This is a genomic window from Pseudomonas sp. FG98, assembly GCF_057808595.1.
The window spans coordinates 1-16541 of the sequence record NZ_JBMDIJ010000068.1 but is presented as its reverse complement, the minus strand read 5'-3'; the positions used below and the strand labels follow the sequence as shown (position 1 = coordinate 16541).

Annotated in this window: 9 protein-coding genes; 1 reads left to right on the top strand and 8 read right to left on the bottom strand. The window is 65.1% G+C overall.

Going from position 1 to position 16541, the window contains the following annotated elements; genetic code table 11:
- Positions 1-10: 10 nt before the first annotated feature.
- The 5 genes from etfA to ACODSK_RS25815 form a co-directional block, all read right to left on the bottom strand.
- Positions 11-1234, bottom strand: a complete 1224-nt coding sequence (gene etfA / locus ACODSK_RS25835) for an electron transfer flavoprotein subunit alpha (RefSeq protein WP_489019953.1) — start codon at positions 1232-1234, stop codon at positions 11-13.
- The gene (gene dgcB / locus ACODSK_RS25830) at positions 1234-3183 is read right to left on the bottom strand and encodes a dimethylglycine demethylation protein DgcB (protein ID WP_489019951.1); all 1950 of its coding nucleotides are present in this window, start codon (positions 3181-3183) and stop codon (positions 1234-1236) included. Before dgcB ends, etfA begins: the two co-directional genes overlap by 1 nt.
- A gap of 142 nt (positions 3184-3325) precedes the next feature.
- On the bottom strand, positions 3326-5386 hold the full coding sequence (dgcA, locus tag ACODSK_RS25825; protein ID WP_489019949.1) for a dimethylglycine demethylation protein DgcA: 2061 nt from the start codon (positions 5384-5386) through the stop codon (positions 3326-3328).
- A 17-nt stretch (positions 5387-5403) separates the two neighbouring features.
- Positions 5404-5934: a DUF5943 domain-containing protein gene (locus ACODSK_RS25820; protein WP_024776567.1), complete on the bottom strand. Its 531-nt coding sequence runs from the start codon at positions 5932-5934 to the stop codon at positions 5404-5406.
- 75 nt (positions 5935-6009) lie between these two features.
- On the bottom strand, positions 6010-6987 hold the full coding sequence (locus ACODSK_RS25815) for a dipeptidase (RefSeq protein ID WP_009404077.1): 978 nt from the start codon (positions 6985-6987) through the stop codon (positions 6010-6012).
- 461 nt (positions 6988-7448) lie between these two features.
- Here ACODSK_RS25815 and ACODSK_RS25810 point away from each other — a divergent pair, with 461 nt between their 5' ends.
- Positions 7449-8186, top strand: a complete 738-nt coding sequence (locus ACODSK_RS25810; protein WP_489019947.1) for a hypothetical protein — start codon at positions 7449-7451, stop codon at positions 8184-8186.
- A gap of 85 nt (positions 8187-8271) precedes the next feature.
- Here ACODSK_RS25810 and ACODSK_RS25805 read toward each other — a convergent pair whose 3' ends face one another.
- Genes ACODSK_RS25805 through ACODSK_RS25795 form a run of 3 tightly spaced genes read right to left on the bottom strand, consistent with a single transcriptional unit; the run spans position 8272 to position 15587 of the window.
- A complete protein-coding gene (locus ACODSK_RS25805; protein ID WP_489019946.1) occupies positions 8272-9939 on the bottom strand; it encodes an ABC transporter ATP-binding protein/permease in 1668 nt (555 codons plus the stop codon).
- Entirely contained in the window at positions 9936-12740 is a 2805-nt protein-coding gene (locus ACODSK_RS25800; RefSeq protein WP_489019944.1) for a M16 family metallopeptidase, read from the bottom strand. Before ACODSK_RS25800 ends, ACODSK_RS25805 begins: the two co-directional genes overlap by 4 nt.
- A 24-nt stretch (positions 12741-12764) precedes the next feature.
- Positions 12765-15587: a TonB-dependent receptor plug domain-containing protein gene (locus tag ACODSK_RS25795; RefSeq protein WP_489019943.1), complete on the bottom strand. Its 2823-nt coding sequence runs from the start codon at positions 15585-15587 to the stop codon at positions 12765-12767.
- Positions 15588-16541: the final 954 nt, after the last annotated feature.

Sequence of the window (16541 nt, the reverse complement as noted above, 5' to 3'; positions counted from 1 at the left end):
TCCCCTGCCTTTATGCCGCGTCGCGCCGGGCGCCGTTGCGATAGTTGTCCACAGCCTCAATCAGCGCTTGCAGGATTGCCGCGCTGTCGCCGATCACCGAAAGATCGGCGCGTTTGATCATGTCGCAGCCCGGGTCCATGTTGATCGCCACCACCTTGTCGCAGGCGCCGATGCCTTGCAGGTGCTGGATCGCCCCGGAAATCCCCACCGCCACATAGACTCGCGCGGTGACCCAGGTACCGGTGGCGCCGACCTGGCGGTTACGCGGCATGAAGCCGTCGTCCACCGCCACCCGCGACGCGCCTTCGGTGGCGCCGAGGGCTGCGGTGGCACGGTGGAACAGGTCCCAGTCCTTGACCCCGTTGCCGCCGGAAACGATGAACTCGGCCTCGGCCATGGCAATGGCGGCCGGGTCCACGGCCACCGGGCCGAGATCCTCGATCCGCGACAGACTGCGCGCCACGCCTGTGGACAACTCCACCGGCAGGGCTTCGTGGCGGGTTTCGCTGACCGGCTCGGCGCATTCGGCGGCGGCCAGGATCAGCCGCGGCAGGTTGCGCACCAGGTCTTGCTGGCCGGCACCGGCACGGCCGCTGGAGAGCCCGTCCTTGACCTGCCAGACCCGGGTCGCCGGGCGTTCGCCGAGGGCCGCGGCAAAGCGCCGGCCCAGTTCGCCGCCACCGCTGCGGCTGTCCGGCAGCAGCCAGTGGCGCGGGGAAAACTGGTTATCCACAGCCCGCAGGCCCTGGATCCGTTGCTCCGGTGCATAACCCTGGAACTCGTCGCCGTCGATCAGCAGCAGGCGATCGACGCCATTGCTGCCGAAGTTGCTTTCCTTGTGCTCGCCGAACACCACGGCCAGTACCGCGCCGTCGCTGCCGGCCAGGCTGTGGGCCAGGCCGAGCAGGTCGCGGTCGTGGCTGCTCAGGCGGCCGCCGACCATGTCCGGGACCACGGCAATGTAGAACGCCGGCGCCAGCACCTGGTGCAGCGGCAACTGCACCTCGGCCGCCGCGCTGCGCTTGCCGACCGTACCGCCCTGCTGGGCGCCGCTGCGGTCGATGCGCTTGATGCCGTTGGGGCCGACGAAGCCGACCGCATGGGGGTTCTTGCGGATGACGCCCTGGGGGCCCATCCACGACGCTTGCTGCACCTGCATGGCCGCATGCAGCGGGTGCAGGCGGTTACGGGCGATCCACTCGGCGCGCGGGTCGCGGCGGATAATCTCGCTCATCAGTGCACCTCCGCAGGTTCACGTTTGCTGGCAGCCGCCGGCTTGCTCGGCGCGGCGCTTTCCACCAGGGCATCGGCCACCAGTTCGGCCAGGTCCTTGATCAGCGGACGGGGTTCGACCACGCCTTCGAGCATCGCCGTGCATTGTGGACAACCCACCGCGACCACTTCGGCGCCGGTCTGGCGGATGTCTTCCATGCGCATGTCGGGGATCCGCTGCTTGCCGGGAATGTCGGTGATCGGCGCCCCGCCGCCGCCGCCGCAGCAGCGCGAGCGGAAGCCGGAACGCTCCATTTCCTTCACTTCGATGCCGAGGGCGCGCAGTACCTGGCGCGGTGCCTCGTATTCGCCGTTGTAGCGGCCCAGGTAGCACGGGTCGTGATAGGTCACGCTGCCACCCTTGTGCGCGTCGAGGTCGAGCTTGCCGGCGTCGAGCAGCTCGGCAATGTAGGTGCTGTGATGCTGCACCAGGTAGTCGCCGCCAAAGGCGCCGTATTCGTTCTTCAGCACATGGAAGCTGTGCGGGTCGCAGGTGACGATGCGCTGGAAGCGGTATTTCGACAGGGTCTGGATATTGCGCTTGGCCAGGGTCTGGAAGGTCGCTTCGTCACCCAGGCGACGGGCCACGTCACCGCTGTCGCGCTCTTCCAGGCCGAGCACGGCGAAGTCCACGCCGGAGGCTTTCAGCACCTTGACGAAGGCGCGCAGGGTGCGCTGGTTGCGCATGTCGAAGGCGCCGTCGCCGACCCAGAACAGCACTTCGGTGGATTTCACTTCCGACAGCACTTTCAGGTTCAGGTCCGCCGCCCAGTTCATCCGTCCGCCGGGGTTGAAGCCGCCGGGGTTGTCAGTGGCGATCAGGTTGTCGAGGACCTCCGCCCCCTTGTTCGGCGTGGCGCCCTTCTCCAGGGTCAGGTGGCGACGCATGTCGACGATGGCATCGACGTGCTCGATCATCATCGGGCACTCCTCGACGCAGGCGCGGCAGGTGGTGCAGGACCACAGGGTCTCGGCGTCCACCAGGCCATTGACGATCGGCTGGTGCGGATGGCCGCCGTGCTCGCCGATGGGCTTGCCCGGATACGGGCTACCGGCGAACTGCGCATCGGTGCCACCGGCCAGGCCGATGACCATGTCCTGGATGAGCTTTTTCGGGTTCAGCGGCTGGCCGGCGGCGAAGGCCGGGCACATCGCTTCGCACTTGCCGCACTGCACGCAGGCGTCGAAGCCGAGCAGCTGGTTCCAGGTGAAGTCCTTGGGTTTTTCCACCCCCAGCGGCGCGCTGGGGTCTTCCAGGTCGAGCGGCTTGAGGCCGGTGGAACGACCGCCGCCGAAGCGTTCGGCGCGGCGGTGCCAGGCCAGGTGCAGGGCACCGGCGAAAGCGTGCTTCATCGGGCCGCCCCAGGTCATGCCGAAGAACAGCTCGGACACGCCCCAGACAACGCCCAGGCCCAGCAGGCCGGCGACGAACCAGCCGCCGAAGCCTTCCGGAAGAATCCCGGCCACGGGCAGGGTGGCGATGAAGAAGGTGGTGGAGAACACCAGCAGGCTTTTCGGCAGGCGCATCCACGGGCCTTTCGACAGCCGTGCAGGCGGGTTGAGACGGCGCTTGAAGACGAAGATCGCCCCGCAGAACATCAGCACCGTGGCCGCCAGCAAGGCATAGCCGAGGATCTTGCTGTGCAGGCCGAAGCCGTGGACCACGATGGCGAGGACCGCGGAGAGGACGAAGCCGCCGGCGGTGGCCACGTGGGTCTTGGACATGTACTTGTCGCGTTCCACCACATGGTGGAGATCGACCAGGTAGCGCCGTGGCATGGCCAGCAGGCCGGCCAGCAGGTTGACCGGTGACGGCCGGCCCTGGCGCCACATCCGCACGCGCCGCACGGCGCCGAGCACGGCCAGGCCGAGGGCGGCGAAGAGCAGGATGGGGAGAATAAGGTTCAGCATGGGAGGCTCCCACTCGGGTTTGAGTTGGCGCGTACCCTGTGGGAGCTGGCTTGCCAGCGATTACTGTAGTGAATTCACCAATGCAATCGCTGGCAAGCCAGCTCCCACAGGGGTCCGCGCCGCTCTCTCGATCAAGGTCCGATCAGAAGTCCTTGCACAGGCGCAAGGCGTCGTAGATCGCCGCATGGGTGTTGCGCTGCGCCACGCAGTCGCCGATGCGGTACAGCAGGTAGCCGTCGCCGGCCTGGCCGAGGATCGGCTGCGGCTGGATGGCGAACAGCGCCTCGACGTCGATCTGGCCCTTGTTGCGCGAGCCGTCCTTGAGCGCGTAGTACAGCGCCTCGTCAGGCCGCACGCCGTTCTCGATCACCACCTGGTCGACCACCCGCTCTTCCTTGGCCCCGGTGTATTCGTTCTCCAGTACCGCCACCAGCTTGTCGCCCTCGCGGTAGACCTTTTCCAGCATCAGGTCGCCGGTCATGATCACTTCCTTGGGGTACATGCTGCGGTAGTAGGTGGGGAACGAGGTCCCGCCAATCGCTACCCCAGGCTTGATGTCGTCAGTGACGATCTCGACCTGGCTGCCCTTGTCGGCGATGAAGTCGGCCACCGACATGCCGGTGAATTCGCAGATGGTGTCGTAGACCAGCACGTTCTTGCCCGGCGCGACCTTGCCGTCGAGCACGTCCCAGCTGCTGACCACCAGCCCTTCGGCAGCGCCCCAGTGTTCGTTCTGCTCCATGAACGGGTGACCGCCCACCGCCAGCACGACGATGTCCGGACGCAGGTCCATGATGGTGTCGGCATCCGCCGCGGTACCCAGGCGCAGGTCGACCTTCAGCCGTGCCAGCTCCAGTTGGTACCAGCGGGTGATACCGGCGATCTGGTCGCGCTGCGGGGCCTTGGCGGCGATGGTGATCTGCCCGCCGATCTGCTCTTTCTTCTCGAACAGGGTCACGTCGTGGCCACGCTCGGCAGCCACCCGCGCCGCTTCCATGCCCGCCGGGCCGGCACCGACGATCACCACCTTGCGCTTGGCCCCGGTGGATTTCTCGATGATGTGCGGCACGCCCATGTATTCACGGGAGGTCGCGGCGTTCTGGATGCACAGCACGTCCAGGCCCTGGTACTGGCGGTCGATGCAGTAGTTGGCACCGACGCACTGCTTGATCTGGTCGATCTGGCCCATCTTGATCTTGGCGATCAGGTGCGGGTCGGCGATGTGCGCGCGGGTCATGCCGACCATGTCGACATAGCCGCCTTCGAGGATGCGCGTGGCCTGGTTCGGGTCCTTGATGTTCTGCGCGTGCAGCACCGGAGCCTTGACCACTTCCTTGATACCGGCGGCCAGGTGCAGGAACGGCTCCGGTGGATAACTCATGTTGGGGATAACGTTGGCCAGGGTGTTGTGGGTGTCGCAACCCGAGCCGATCACGCCGAAGAAGTCGACCATGCCGGTGGCATCGTAGTACTTGGCGATTTCCTTCATGTCCTCGTGGCTGAGGCCGTCCGGGTGGAATTCGTCACCGCAGATGCGCATGCCGACGCAGAAGTCCGGGCCGACTTCGGCACGCACCGCCTTGAGCACTTCCAGGCCGAACTTCATGCGGCCTTCGAAGGTGCCGCCCCATTCGTCGGTCCGCTTGTTGACCCGCGGGCTCCAGAACTGGTCGATCATGTGCTGGTGCACGGCGGACAGTTCGACGCCGTCCAGACCACCTTCCTTGGCCCGGCGAGCCGCCTGGGCGTAGTTGCCGATCACCCGCCAGATCTCTTCCGGCTCGATGGTCTTGCAGGTGGCGCGGTGCACCGGTTCGCGGATACCGGACGGCGACATCAGGGTCGGCCAGTGGAAGCCGTCCCAGCGCGAGCGCCGGCCCATGTGGGTAATCTGGATCATGATCTTGGCGCCATGCTTGTGCATGGCATCGGCAAGATTCTGGAAGTGCGGAATGATGCGGTCGGTGGACAGGTTCACCGACGACCACCATTGCTGCGGGCTGTCGATGGCGACCACCGAAGAACCGCCGCAGATGGCCAGGCCGATACCGCCCTTGGCCTTCTCCTCGTAGTACTTCACATAGCGCTCGGTGGTCATGCCGCCGTCGGTGGCGTAGACCTCGGCGTGCGCGGTACTCAGCACGCGGTTGCGGATGGTCAGTTTGCCGATCTGGATCGGCTGGAACATAGCTTCGAACGCCATGGCGCGGGCTCCTCGAGTTACAGCGGCTTGACGATGAACAGGCCGTCGTCGTGGCCTTCTTCGGAACCGCCATAGACCTGTTCGGCGACGGTACGGATGCTGCTGCCGCGGGCGGCGAGGATCTGGTCCATGGCCCCGGCGAACCAGCCGGTGAACATGTAGTCGACCTTGCGCCCGACCTTGCCGTAGACGTAGACGAAGGCCGAGTGCTCGAGCTTGACGCTGCAGGTACCCTTGTCGAGGTCGATGTCCTGGATCTTGAACAGGCCCCAGCCGCGCTGGGACAGGCGCTTCATGTAGTGCTCGAACACCGCGACGCCTTCCAGGCCGTGGCACTCGGCCTCTTTCTCGCACCAGTGCCAGGCGGACTTGTAGCCGGCCTTGTAGAGGATCTCGGCATAGGCGTCGGCGCCCAGCACTTCCTCGATGCCCATGTGGTTGTTGACGAAGAAATGCCGCGGTACGTACAGCATCGGCAGGGCGTCGCTGGTCCAGACACCGGTCTCGCTGTCGACTTCGATTGGCAATTGCGGGGCGATCTTGGCCATGGAAACTCAACTCCAGAAAATTTGGTTGGCTGCCCCCGCCCTGATGCGGGGGTTAGGAAGAAGTGCTTCGGAGGCTTATTCGCCCCAGACATCCTTGAGGACGTTGACCCAGTTCTCGCCCATGATCTTGCGCACCACGCGCTCGGAATGGCCGCGCTTGAGCAGGGTCTCGGTGAGGTTGGGGAACTCGCCCACGGTGCGGATGCCCAGCGGGTTGATGATCTTGCCGAAGTTGGTCAGGCGACGGGCGTAGCCCTTGTCGTGGGTCAGGTATTCGAAGAAGTCCTGGCCATGGCCCTGGGTGAAGTCGGTACCGATACCGATGGCGTCTTCACCGACGATGTTCATGGTGTACTCGATGGCTTCGGCGTAGTCGTCGATGGTCGAGTCGATGCCCTTGGCCAGGAACGGCGCGAACATGGTCACGCCGACGAAACCGCCGTGATCGGCGATGAACTTCAGCTCTTCGTCGGACTTGTTGCGCGGGTGTTCCTTGAGGCCCGAAGGCAGGCAGTGGGAGTAGCAGACCGGCTTCTTCGATTCGAGGATGACTTCCTCGCTGGTCTTGGAGCCGACGTGGGACAGGTCGCACATGATGCCGACGCGGTTCATCTCGGCGACGATCTCGCGACCGAAGCCGGACAGCCCGCCATCACGCTCGTAGCAGCCGGTACCGACCAGGTTCTGGGTGTTGTAGCACATCTGCACGATACCCACGCCGAGCTGCTTGAACACGTCGACATAGGCGATCTGGTCTTCGAACGCATGGGCGTTCTGGAAGCCGAAGAGGATGCCGGTCTTGCCCAGTTCCTTGGCCTTGCGGATGTCGGCGGTGGTGCGTACCGGCATCACCAGGTCGCTGTTCTCGCGGATCAGCTTCTGGCTGGCGGCGATCTGGTCGACGGTGGCCTTGAAGCCTTCCCAGACCGACACGGTGCAGTTGGCTGCGGTCAGGCCGCCCTTGCGCATGTCCTCGAACAGTTCGCGGTTCCACTTGGCGATGATCAGACCGTCGATAACGATACTGTCGGCGTGTAATTCGGCTGGGCTCATCAGGCAGTCCCCTTTTTTGGCAATCCCGCGCCGAATCGTCTGCCGGCGCTATTGGGGGTCAGCATATGCCTAGGGTGATTGTCGCCCCGATGCAAAAACGACAGGGGAATTGCCGAAAGCGTCAAAGGGCGACAAAGGGCTGCGGGACAGCGCTCCTGTGGGAGATTCCATGGTGGCAGGGAAGCAGATTGATGTTGTTCTTGTGGGCCTCATCGTCGGCAACGCCGACTCCCACAGGGTTCTGGGCCAGCCACGATACTTGTGCTCGACGCAATCCCTGTGGGAGCTGGCTTGCCAGCGATTGCGATACTGAATTCACCGACGCCATCGCTGCGGTTCGGCGGTCCGACAAGCCAGCTCCCACACGGGCAGCGCTGAGAAGCGAGGAAAGCCGTCCGCCTGCCGTTCGTGGCTGGAATCGCTAGTGTCGACGCCTTTCCAACACGACAGGAGTCACCCCCATGAACGACGTAATCGAGTATATCGACGGCCTGGAACTGCCCAAGGTCGGCCACCATGTGGTGCTGCGCAGCCCGCCGGACGAGGTGCCGGTCACCGGCGCCAGCGCGGCCATCGCCGGAGGCAGCATCCTGTCCTTCGTCGCCGGGCTGAGCCAGCAGGCCCGCGAGGACGTGCTCAACAGCACCCTGCTGATGCAACTGGCAGCCAGCAAGCGCTACAACAAGAGCACCGAACGGGAGGAATGGTTCAAGTTCTACACCGAAGGCCTGGGCAAGCTGGGCTGGACCCTGTCCAGCCAGGAAATGGAGCGCTACACGCCCAACCAGCAGGCTTTCACCATGGACGACGTGGTGCTGGACATCATGGAGCACGTGGCCGGCGGTTCCAGCTTCACCCCCATCGCCCGGCGCACCTTCGAGTCGCTGCGCAAGCAGCCCGCGCTGCTGGACGTGTTCATCAACCACAGTAACGACGGCAACGTCGGCACCTTCCAGATCATGCCCTGCACCCAGAACGCCAGCGGCGACGTGACCATGCTGTTGAGCTGCATGCAACTGGTGCGCAACGTCAGGGACGATCACATCCTGTTCTTCACCTTCCAGAAGAACGACGTGCTCATCTACCGCTCCGCGCAGACCTCGGTGCTCAACAGCCAGGTCTACAGCAAGGTGCGCGAGGCGGTGCTGGAAAAGCTGGGGCAGCATGCCAACCAGTTCGTGAACAACCTTTCCCTTTGACCTGAACCGATCAGTTAGTCGCTTAATCGCTATTTGGGGCTGCTTTGCAGCCCCAATTGACTGACAGGCATTAACCACTACAGCGTCAGGCTGGCAGAGCCTCCTCCTCCAGCACCAGCGTGCGCTCGAACAACCCCGCCAGCCCGGACTGATGGGTGATGGCAATCACCGTACAGCCCGGCAATTCCCGTTTCAGCGTGTGCAACAACCCCAGGGCGCTGTTTTCGTCCAGCTGGTTGGTGGCTTCGTCCAGGTACAGGGTGTCCGGCCGATACAGCAGGGCTCGGGCCAGACTGACCCGCTGCTGTTCACCCCCACTCAGCATCCGCTCCCATTCGCAATCCTCGTCCAGCCGGGCGGCCAGCGCCGCCAGGCCGACCTTGTGCAAGGCACCGACCAGACGGGCGTCGTTGGGCAACTCCGTCGCCGGATAGGCCAGCAGCTCACGCAGCGACATCTTCGCCAGATACGGCTGCTGCGGCAGCAACAGGCTGCGGCCGAGGGGCAGTTGCCAGTCGCCGCGGCAGTACGGCCACAGGCCCTGCAAGGTGCGCAGCAGGGTCGACTTGCCCAGCCCGCTGCGGCCGGCCAGACGCACCCACTGCCCCGGCATCACCCGCACATCGAGGCCATCCAGCAGCACGCTGCCATCCGGCCGGCACACCGCCAGGCCCTCGGTACACAGGCACGGCCCCGCCGACGCCGGCCGGGCCTGCGCCCGACTCGCGGCAATCGCCCGCTCGAACTGCTCCAGGCGCTGCAATGCTGCACTCCAGCGCACCAGCTTGGGATACAGCTTGATAAACCAGCTCAGCGAACCTTGCACCGCAGTAAACGCACTGCGGATCTGCATCAGGCCGCCGAGGGTGATGGTCTTGGCCAGGAACAGCGGCAAGGCGGCGAACACCGGGATGATCAGGCTGACCCGCTCGAAAGCCACGGTGAACAGGCTCAGGTTGCGCTCGCGGCCCATCAGTTGCCGCCAGTTGTCGGCGATGGCCTGGAAGCGCTCGGCCAGTTGCCGCCGCTCCACCGCCTCGCCGCGGTACAGGGCGATCTGCTCGGCATGGTCGCGCTTGCGCAGCAGGCTGGCGCGGAAGTCCGCCTCGCGGTGCTCGCGCTCGTAGTTGAGGCCGTGCAGCGGCTTGCCCACCCAATGGGTAATCAAACTGCCGAGCAGGGTGTAGACCAGCACCAGCCACACCAGGTAGCCGTCGATGCTGAAGGTTGTACCGAACAGGCTGAAGGTCTGGGTCCCGGACAGTTCCCAGAGAATCACCACGAAAGCCCCGACCTGGGCCAGGTTGATCACGAACGAGGCCACCAGTTCGATGCTCAGGTCGACCATCATGTCCACGTCCTGCGCGATGCGCTGGTCCGGGTTGTCCGGTTCGTCGCCCAGGCCCAGGCGGTAGAAGGCCTGGTCGCCGAGCCAGTCGGCGGTCAGGCGCTCGGTCATCGACTGGCGCCAGCGCATCACCAGGCCCTTGCGCAGCCAGTCGAGGTAGACGTAGATCAGCACGTAGCCGCCGATATACAGCGAGTACTGGCCCATCAGCGCATACAGCGCGTCGGTGTCGAAGGCGCCGAGGGTGTCGTAGAAGGTCTTGCTCCAGGCGTTGATCCAGACGTTGATCTGCACCACCAGCAGGCCCATGCCGATCACCCCGGCAAGCATCACCCAGGCCAGCCACTGGCTGCGGCTGGCCCAGAACGGCCGGGACAGCCGGTAGAAGGCGCGCAGGCTGTTCACAGCGCCTGCTCCTGCGCCGCCGGGGTCGGCAGCAGGGTCTGACGGACCTGGTTGGCGCGCGGGAACAGTTGCCCGGCGGTACTTTTGAGCGCTTCCAGGGTCAGGCCTTCCGGCAGTTGCGCCTGCTGGCTCAGGTAGCGCGGATCACCCCAATGCCGCTCGCTGAGCACCAGGCGGCGCTGCTGGGTTTGCGCGTCGTCGCGGCGCTTGCGCTCCTGACGCAGCAACTCGGCACGCTCGGCCACGACCCACTGGCCCTCGACGGCCTGCGGCAAGCGGCTCAGGGTGTCGCGGGCCAGGGCCCAGAGCTCGTCGACCCGGGCCGGATCGCAGGTAAAGCTCAGGCGGCTTTCGATGCGTCCGGTGTCCGGATTCAGTTCGCTGTCGAACTTCAGGCGATAGACCCCCGCCGCCTCGCCGCGCAGGCGCTGCTTGAGCTGCTGGCTGGCCAGGTCACGCAAGGCCGCGACCCGCGCTGCCGCCTGCGGGCTCCACGGCTGCTCGCTGTAGCTGCTGGCCTGGAATACGGCGCGGGGCTCCAGGGCGATGGCCAGCGATTCGCTGCGCTGACCGGGTTGCTGTACCGCTGCTTTCGGCTTCAGCGCCTGGCCCCGGGGAATATTGGCCAGCCGGGCAAGGACCGCCGTCTCCAGCACCTTCGCGTCGATATCGGCCATCAGGTAATAGGTCACCGGCGCGGCAGACAGGCGCTGCCAGTCACGATCCAGCTGACTGGCGCTCAGGGCGGCGAGCGCTTCGGCATCCGGCGACTGCCAGCTGTCGCGCCCGTACATCAGCCGGCGCCAGCTCGATTCTTCATTGCTGCGCACATCATCGGGGCGCTCTTGCAGGCGCTTGAGCAGGTCCTTGCGCGCGTCGGCGAAGGTCGCCGGGTCGATTCGCGTGTCGAGCTGGCTCAGGCGGTAGCTCTGCAGCAGGTCGGCCAGGGCACCGTCGGCGGGCGCCACGCTGAGGTTGAGTTGCAGGCGCTGGGGTTTCTGCTCGACGCCCAGCCCGACCTTGCGGGCCTTGCGCCAGTTTTCCAGAGCCTCGGCGGACACGCCTTGCGGCGCGCTGCGGGTGGCCAGTTGAGTAGCCATCTGGGTCTGCCACACCGCTCGATCGGCCAGGTTGTAGCCGGCCGTGGACTCGGCCTGCAGCGACCAGCGGCCATCCTCGGCATTGGCCTTCAGCCAGACCAGGCGATCACCGTTGCCGAGTTGCCAGTGCTCGACCTTCTCGGCAGCGAACAGCCTACGTTTGACCAGCGTCCCCGGCGCTGGCAACGGCGGCATGACCAACTCGGCCACCGGCTTGCTGTCAGCCTGCACCGCCTTGTCCCGAGGCGCACTCAATGAGGAGCTGGCGATCGAAGCCTGCATCTGCTCGACCTCGGCCACCGTCGGCAGCGCCAGTGGCGTCATGCCCGGTGCGCTCAGTTGCAAGACCCGGTCGGGGCTGCCGATCCAGCGCCACAGCCGCTGGTTCATCGCCTCGCGGTCGATGCTCGGCAGCACCTCCAGGTAACGCTGCGCCGCCGCATGCTTGTCCACCACCGGCTGGTCCTGGACCGCCGCGTTGTTCAGTTGCTCGACCCACTGTTCGAAGTTGCGCGTGCCGTCCTTGGCCAGGGTCTTGGCCCCGAGGTCACGGATCAGCGCGCTTTCGCGCTCGGCGTCAGCCTGGCTGAAGCCGTGCTGGCGCAAGCGTTCGATCTCCGTAAGTAACTGCTGCAAGGCCTGGCGATGCTGCATCCCCTCCACGCCGGCCGCGATGCCGAGCACCGTGGAATGCTCGCCGATCAGGGTTTTCTGCGGTGTCAGGCTGCGCACGCCGTTGGTCATTTCCTGGCGGCGCAACGAGGCTTGCAGGGCGGCCAGGGTCATGCGGTCGAGCAGGCGCTCGCGCATGGCGACGCGAGTGGTGCCACGGCTGTCCGGCTGGTGCAGGCGGAACAGCAGGGCCACCTGGTTACTGCCGGTCTGCGGGTCTTGCAGGCGGAAGATCTTCAGCTTGTCGTCCAGCGGCAGCTCGCGCTGTTCGCGGCTGGCCAGGGTCGCGGCGGCGGGCTTGGCGAAGGCCTGCTCGATCTGCCGCGCCAGCTCGCTCGGTTCGAAGTCGCCGACCACCGACAGGACCATGTTGTTGGGCACGTACCAGCGCTGCTGGTAGCGCTTGAGCGCGTCGAGGCTGGCGTTGCGGATCGCCGCCTCGTTGCCGATGGTGCGGTGCGCCGGATACTGCGAGCCGACCCGCTGGGACGCGGTGCGCTGCTCGTTCATGCGCTGGGCCACGCCCAGGCCGCCGCGCCATTCCTCGATTACCACCGGGCGCTCGCGCTCCAGGTCGGCGGCGTTGTAGTCCATGGCGAACACCAGGTCGGCCAGGGCCTCCAGCGCCTCGGGCGCCTGCCTGACCCCGGACGGCGGGCTGAGCAGGTACTGGGTGCGGTCGTAGTTGGTCATCGCGTTGAAATGCCGGCCCTGGATCCAGCCCAGCGCGGTCATGCGCTGGCGCAGGTTTTCCGGGGTGCCGCCATGGCTGTAGAAGGTCAGGTGTTCCACCAGGTGGGCGACGCCGACCTGGTCGGCCTCCTCGTCCACCGAACCGGCCTGCACGGTCAGGCGCAGGTCGAGGCGGTTGGCCTGGCTGGCGTCGCGTACCAGGCGGTATTCCAGGCCGTTGGGCAACTGGCCGCGAACCACCCCGGCATCCCAGGGCAGCGCGCTGTCGGGCTCGGGCATGCTCGCGCAGGCGCCGAGCAGCAGCGGGCCGAGCAGGCCCGCGAGGATCTTGTTCATCAGGTTCATTCCACGGTGAGGACGTTAGAAGCGGTAGCCGACTTCGAGCCAGTACTGGCGGCCGGTCTCGTAGGTGGTGCGGGCGGAGGTGGAAACGATGGTGTTGACCCGGTCGGTGACGTTGGTCACGTCCACCGCCATGAACAGCGCCTGCTCCTTGGCAGTAGGGATTTCCCACTTCACCCGCATGTCCCAGGTCGGCGCCCCGCCGACCCGCGCCACGTCGTAGACATCCAGCGACTCGCCATCGACGTCCTGGGTGCGGCCGGTGTTGATCAACTGGTCATACGCGCCGCGATACTGGAAGAAGTTGCTCACCGTCAGGTTCCACGCCGGGATCTCGGTAATGGTGCTCAGGCGCGCGGTCCACGGGCGGTTGAAGTCGCTGGCCGGCAATTGGCTGAACGACGTGCGGCTGCCCTTGTACAGCACGTCGCCGTCGGAGTACTCGTCGGCATCGATCGCACTGTCGTAGCTGCCATAGGCGTCGTAGGTACGCGACCAGTTCGCGGCGAATTGCAGGCTGGTGTAGCTGTTGAGGAAGCGGATCGGCTCGATCGGGGTGATGGTCAGGCTGATGCTGTCGGTCTCGCTGGAGCCCTCGTTGGTGTACTTGGTGTAGAGCGTGGTGTAGCCATCCAGCGGCTGTTCGCCGAGGGTGCGGACGTTGGCCTTGACCACCTTGTCGCGGCCGCTGCGGTGCACGTACTTGAGTTCGAAGTCGCTGTTCAGCCAGCGCTGGTCCAGGCCCAGGGTCCATTCGTCGTCATAGGGAATGTCGATGGTGGAGAACTTCGTGCTGTTCTGGTTGACGGTGCCGGTCCAGGCGCCGGTCTGGCTAGTGCGGCGATACAGCGTGTTCAGCGCCTGGCGGCCGTCGGCCAGGCGGTACTTGTACAGGTTGCGCCCGTAGTAGCGGTTGACGCCGAACACCAGCACGGTGCTGCGGTCGCCGAAGAAGTCGTAGTCACCGGCAAAACGCGGCGAGACGGTCTTCTTGTCCATGTAGTCGTCACCCTCGAAACGCACGCCGGGGCGCAGGCCGAGCTTGCCGATCTGAATGGCGTCCTGGGCGAACAGGGCCCATGAATTTTCTTCGATCTCGATCTTGCCGGCGTTGAGCTGGGTACGGGTGTTCGCCCACTGGCGGGTTGCGCCGTTCAACAGCGGGCTGACGGAACAGTAAGGGTCGCTGTTGGCACAACTGGTGCCGCTGTCACGGGTGAAGGCGGTCACGCTCTGCCCGGTGCTTTCCCGTTCCCAGGTGGCTTTTTTACTACCGAGTTCCATGCCCGTGGTGAAGCTGTGCTGGGTACCGGCGAACTGCAGGGTCTGCCACTCGGCCTTCATCTTGTAGTTCAGGCCGGTCTGGGTCTGGTCGATGTTGCCGAAGGCGCCTTCACCGCTGCGCGAGGTGTTGCTCAGCGGGTTGCCCCAGTTCTTCTCCTGGGAGTAGTACCAGGCGATGGTCTCGCTGGAGTCGGCGTCGCGCGAGCTGTAGAGGTCGGTGTAGGCCAGGGTCTGGGTCCACTTTGCCGCGTCGCCTTCGTAGATCGCCTTGATCGCCCCCTGCTGGCCACCGTTGATGTTGGTGTACTTCGAATTGAGGTAGTTATCGCGGAACATCACGCTTTCCTGCGGGGCCTTGAGCAGCGTGGTTTCCAGGGTCAGGCGGTCGTTGACGTCCCAGTAGGTCTTCAGGGTGTAGCTGTCGAGCTGGCGCTCCTGGTCCTGCTGGCTGTCGTTGTTGGGGCTGACGTAGCTGTTGTCGTACAGGTTCAGCGGGATGGTCGAACGGCGCCGGGAGAAGTTGAAGATCGCCCCGAAGTCATCGGTCAGATAGCCTTCCAGGGTGCCGCGCACCGTGGTTTTCTCGAATTCCGGGGTGTACTGCTCGTCGGTGGAGTTCTCGAAATTGCTCTCGTCGGCTTCGGTGATGTGGTACTTGGTCCACTCCGAACGGCTCATGGCGTAGGAGATCTTGCCGTGGAAGTCCTTGGTCGGCCGGCGGGTGATGGCATCGATCACGCCACCGTTGAAGCCGCCGTACTCGGCCGGCACGTTGCTGTCGTAGACCTTGACCTCTTCCAGCTGGTCGGCGTCCAGGGCGATGCCGTAGGAGCGGCTCGGCGCGGAGTCGAACTGACGGCTCTCGCTATAGCCATGGGCACCGGGGTCGAGGTCGTTGTTGATCGAGATGCCATCGACCATGAAGCTGTTCTGCCAGAACTTCGCGCCGTTGATGCTGATGTCCGCCGGATCGATCTCGCCGGGGGTGTTCGAGCTCTTCTGCGAACCGCTGAACTGCACCGCCGGGTGCATCTGCAACAGCTTGGTGATATCGCCGTTGGCGCCGGGGAAGTTCTGCACCGCCTTGTGGTTGATCACCGTGGCGCCCTGGTAGCTGTTTTCCTCGGTGGCGCCGAGGATCAGGGTTTCATGCAGTTCCAGCTGGCCGTTGCTGGCCTCGGAAAGCAGGCGGAAGCTCAGCACGCCGTCGTTGTAGTCCCAGGTGATGCCGCTGCCCGAGAGCATCCGCGACAAGGCGCCAAGGCTGTCGAACTGGCCCTGTACCGGGTTGGACTGCTGATCGCGCAGCCACTGCGCATCCACCGTCACCTGCAGGCCGCTCTGCTGGCCGAAGGCGATCAGCGCGCTGGACAGGGGCTGGGCTGGAATATCGAAGCTGTGCACCTGATCGGGCAGTTGCATGGTCGGCTCATCGGCCAACGCCGACGGCACCCCCGCCCCCATCACTGCCAGGCCCAGCAGGCCACCGCACGCAGCGCGTTTCAACGACAACCAAGCGCCCCGGCCTTGCGGCACCGGGCAAAACACCTGAGACATACACCGCTCCCCGACCCGGGAAATCCCCGGAAAAAATTAATACGAATCGATCTCATTGCTGCGCGCGGAGCAGAAGACGGGGTAGCGCGGGGGATTTTCAGAAAAAAGTGAAAAAAGTTTTTCGGGAGGGGGTTTTGCGGTGTTGCTGATGGCCTCATCGCCGGCAACGCCGGCTCCCACAGGGTTCTGGGCCAGCCACAGTCTCTGTGCTAGGCGCGGCCCCTGTGGAAGCTGGCATTGCCAGCGATTAGGCCCGAAAGAACAACGCAGACCAGCAAGATGGATATCGAGGCGGATGGCCTCATCGTCGGCAATGCCGACTCCCACAGGGTTCTCGGCCAGTCACAGTATCTATGCTCGGCGCAGACCCTGTGGGAGCTGGCTTGCCAGCGATGAGGCCCGAAAGAACAACGCAGACCAGCAAGATGGATACCTAGGCGGATGGCCTCATCGTCGGCAACGCCGACTCCCACAGGGTTCTCGGCCAGTCACAGTATCTATGCTCGGCGCAGACCCTGTGGGAGCTGGCTTGCCAGCGATGAGGCCCGAAAGAACAACACAGACCAGCAAGATGGATACCTAGGCGGATGGCCTCATCGTCGGCAATGCCGACTCCCACAGGGTTCTCGGCCAGTCACAGTATCTATGCTCGGCGCAGACCCTGTGGGAGCTGGCTTGCCAGCGATGAGGCCCGAAAGAACAACGCAGACCAGCAAGATGGATACCTAGGCGGATGGCCTCATCGTCGGCAACGCCGACTCCCACAGGGTTCTCGGCCAGTCACAGTATCTATGCTCGGCGCAGACCCTGTGGGAGCTGGCTTGCCAGCGATGAGGCCCGAAAGAACAACGCAGACCAGCAAGATGGATACCTAGGCGGATGGCCTCATCGTCGGCAACGCCGACTCCCACAGGGTTCTCGGCCAGTCACAGTATCTATGCTCGGCGCAGACCC

What these genes read in the sequence shown, in the direction of transcription:
- etfA (WP_489019953.1), bottom strand. Translation starts at nt 1,234, where the DNA reads ATGAGCGAGATTATCCGCCGCGACCCGCGCGCCGAGTGGATCGCCCGT.
- dgcB (WP_489019951.1), bottom strand. Translation starts at nt 3,183, where the DNA reads ATGCTGAACCTTATTCTCCCCATCCTGCTCTTCGCCGCCCTCGGCCTG.
- dgcA (WP_489019949.1), bottom strand. Translation starts at nt 5,386, where the DNA reads ATGGCGTTCGAAGCTATGTTCCAGCCGATCCAGATCGGCAAACTGACC.
- ACODSK_RS25820 (WP_024776567.1), bottom strand. Translation starts at nt 5,934, where the DNA reads ATGGCCAAGATCGCCCCGCAATTGCCAATCGAAGTCGACAGCGAGACC.
- ACODSK_RS25815 (WP_009404077.1), bottom strand. Translation starts at nt 6,987, where the DNA reads ATGAGCCCAGCCGAATTACACGCCGACAGTATCGTTATCGACGGTCTG.
- ACODSK_RS25810 (WP_489019947.1), top strand. Translation starts at nt 7,449, where the DNA reads ATGAACGACGTAATCGAGTATATCGACGGCCTGGAACTGCCCAAGGTC.
- ACODSK_RS25800 (WP_489019944.1), bottom strand. Translation starts at nt 12,740, where the DNA reads ATGAACAAGATCCTCGCGGGCCTGCTCGGCCCGCTGCTGCTCGGCGCC.
- ACODSK_RS25795 (WP_489019943.1), bottom strand. Translation starts at nt 15,587, where the DNA reads ATGTCTCAGGTGTTTTGCCCGGTGCCGCAAGGCCGGGGCGCTTGGTTG.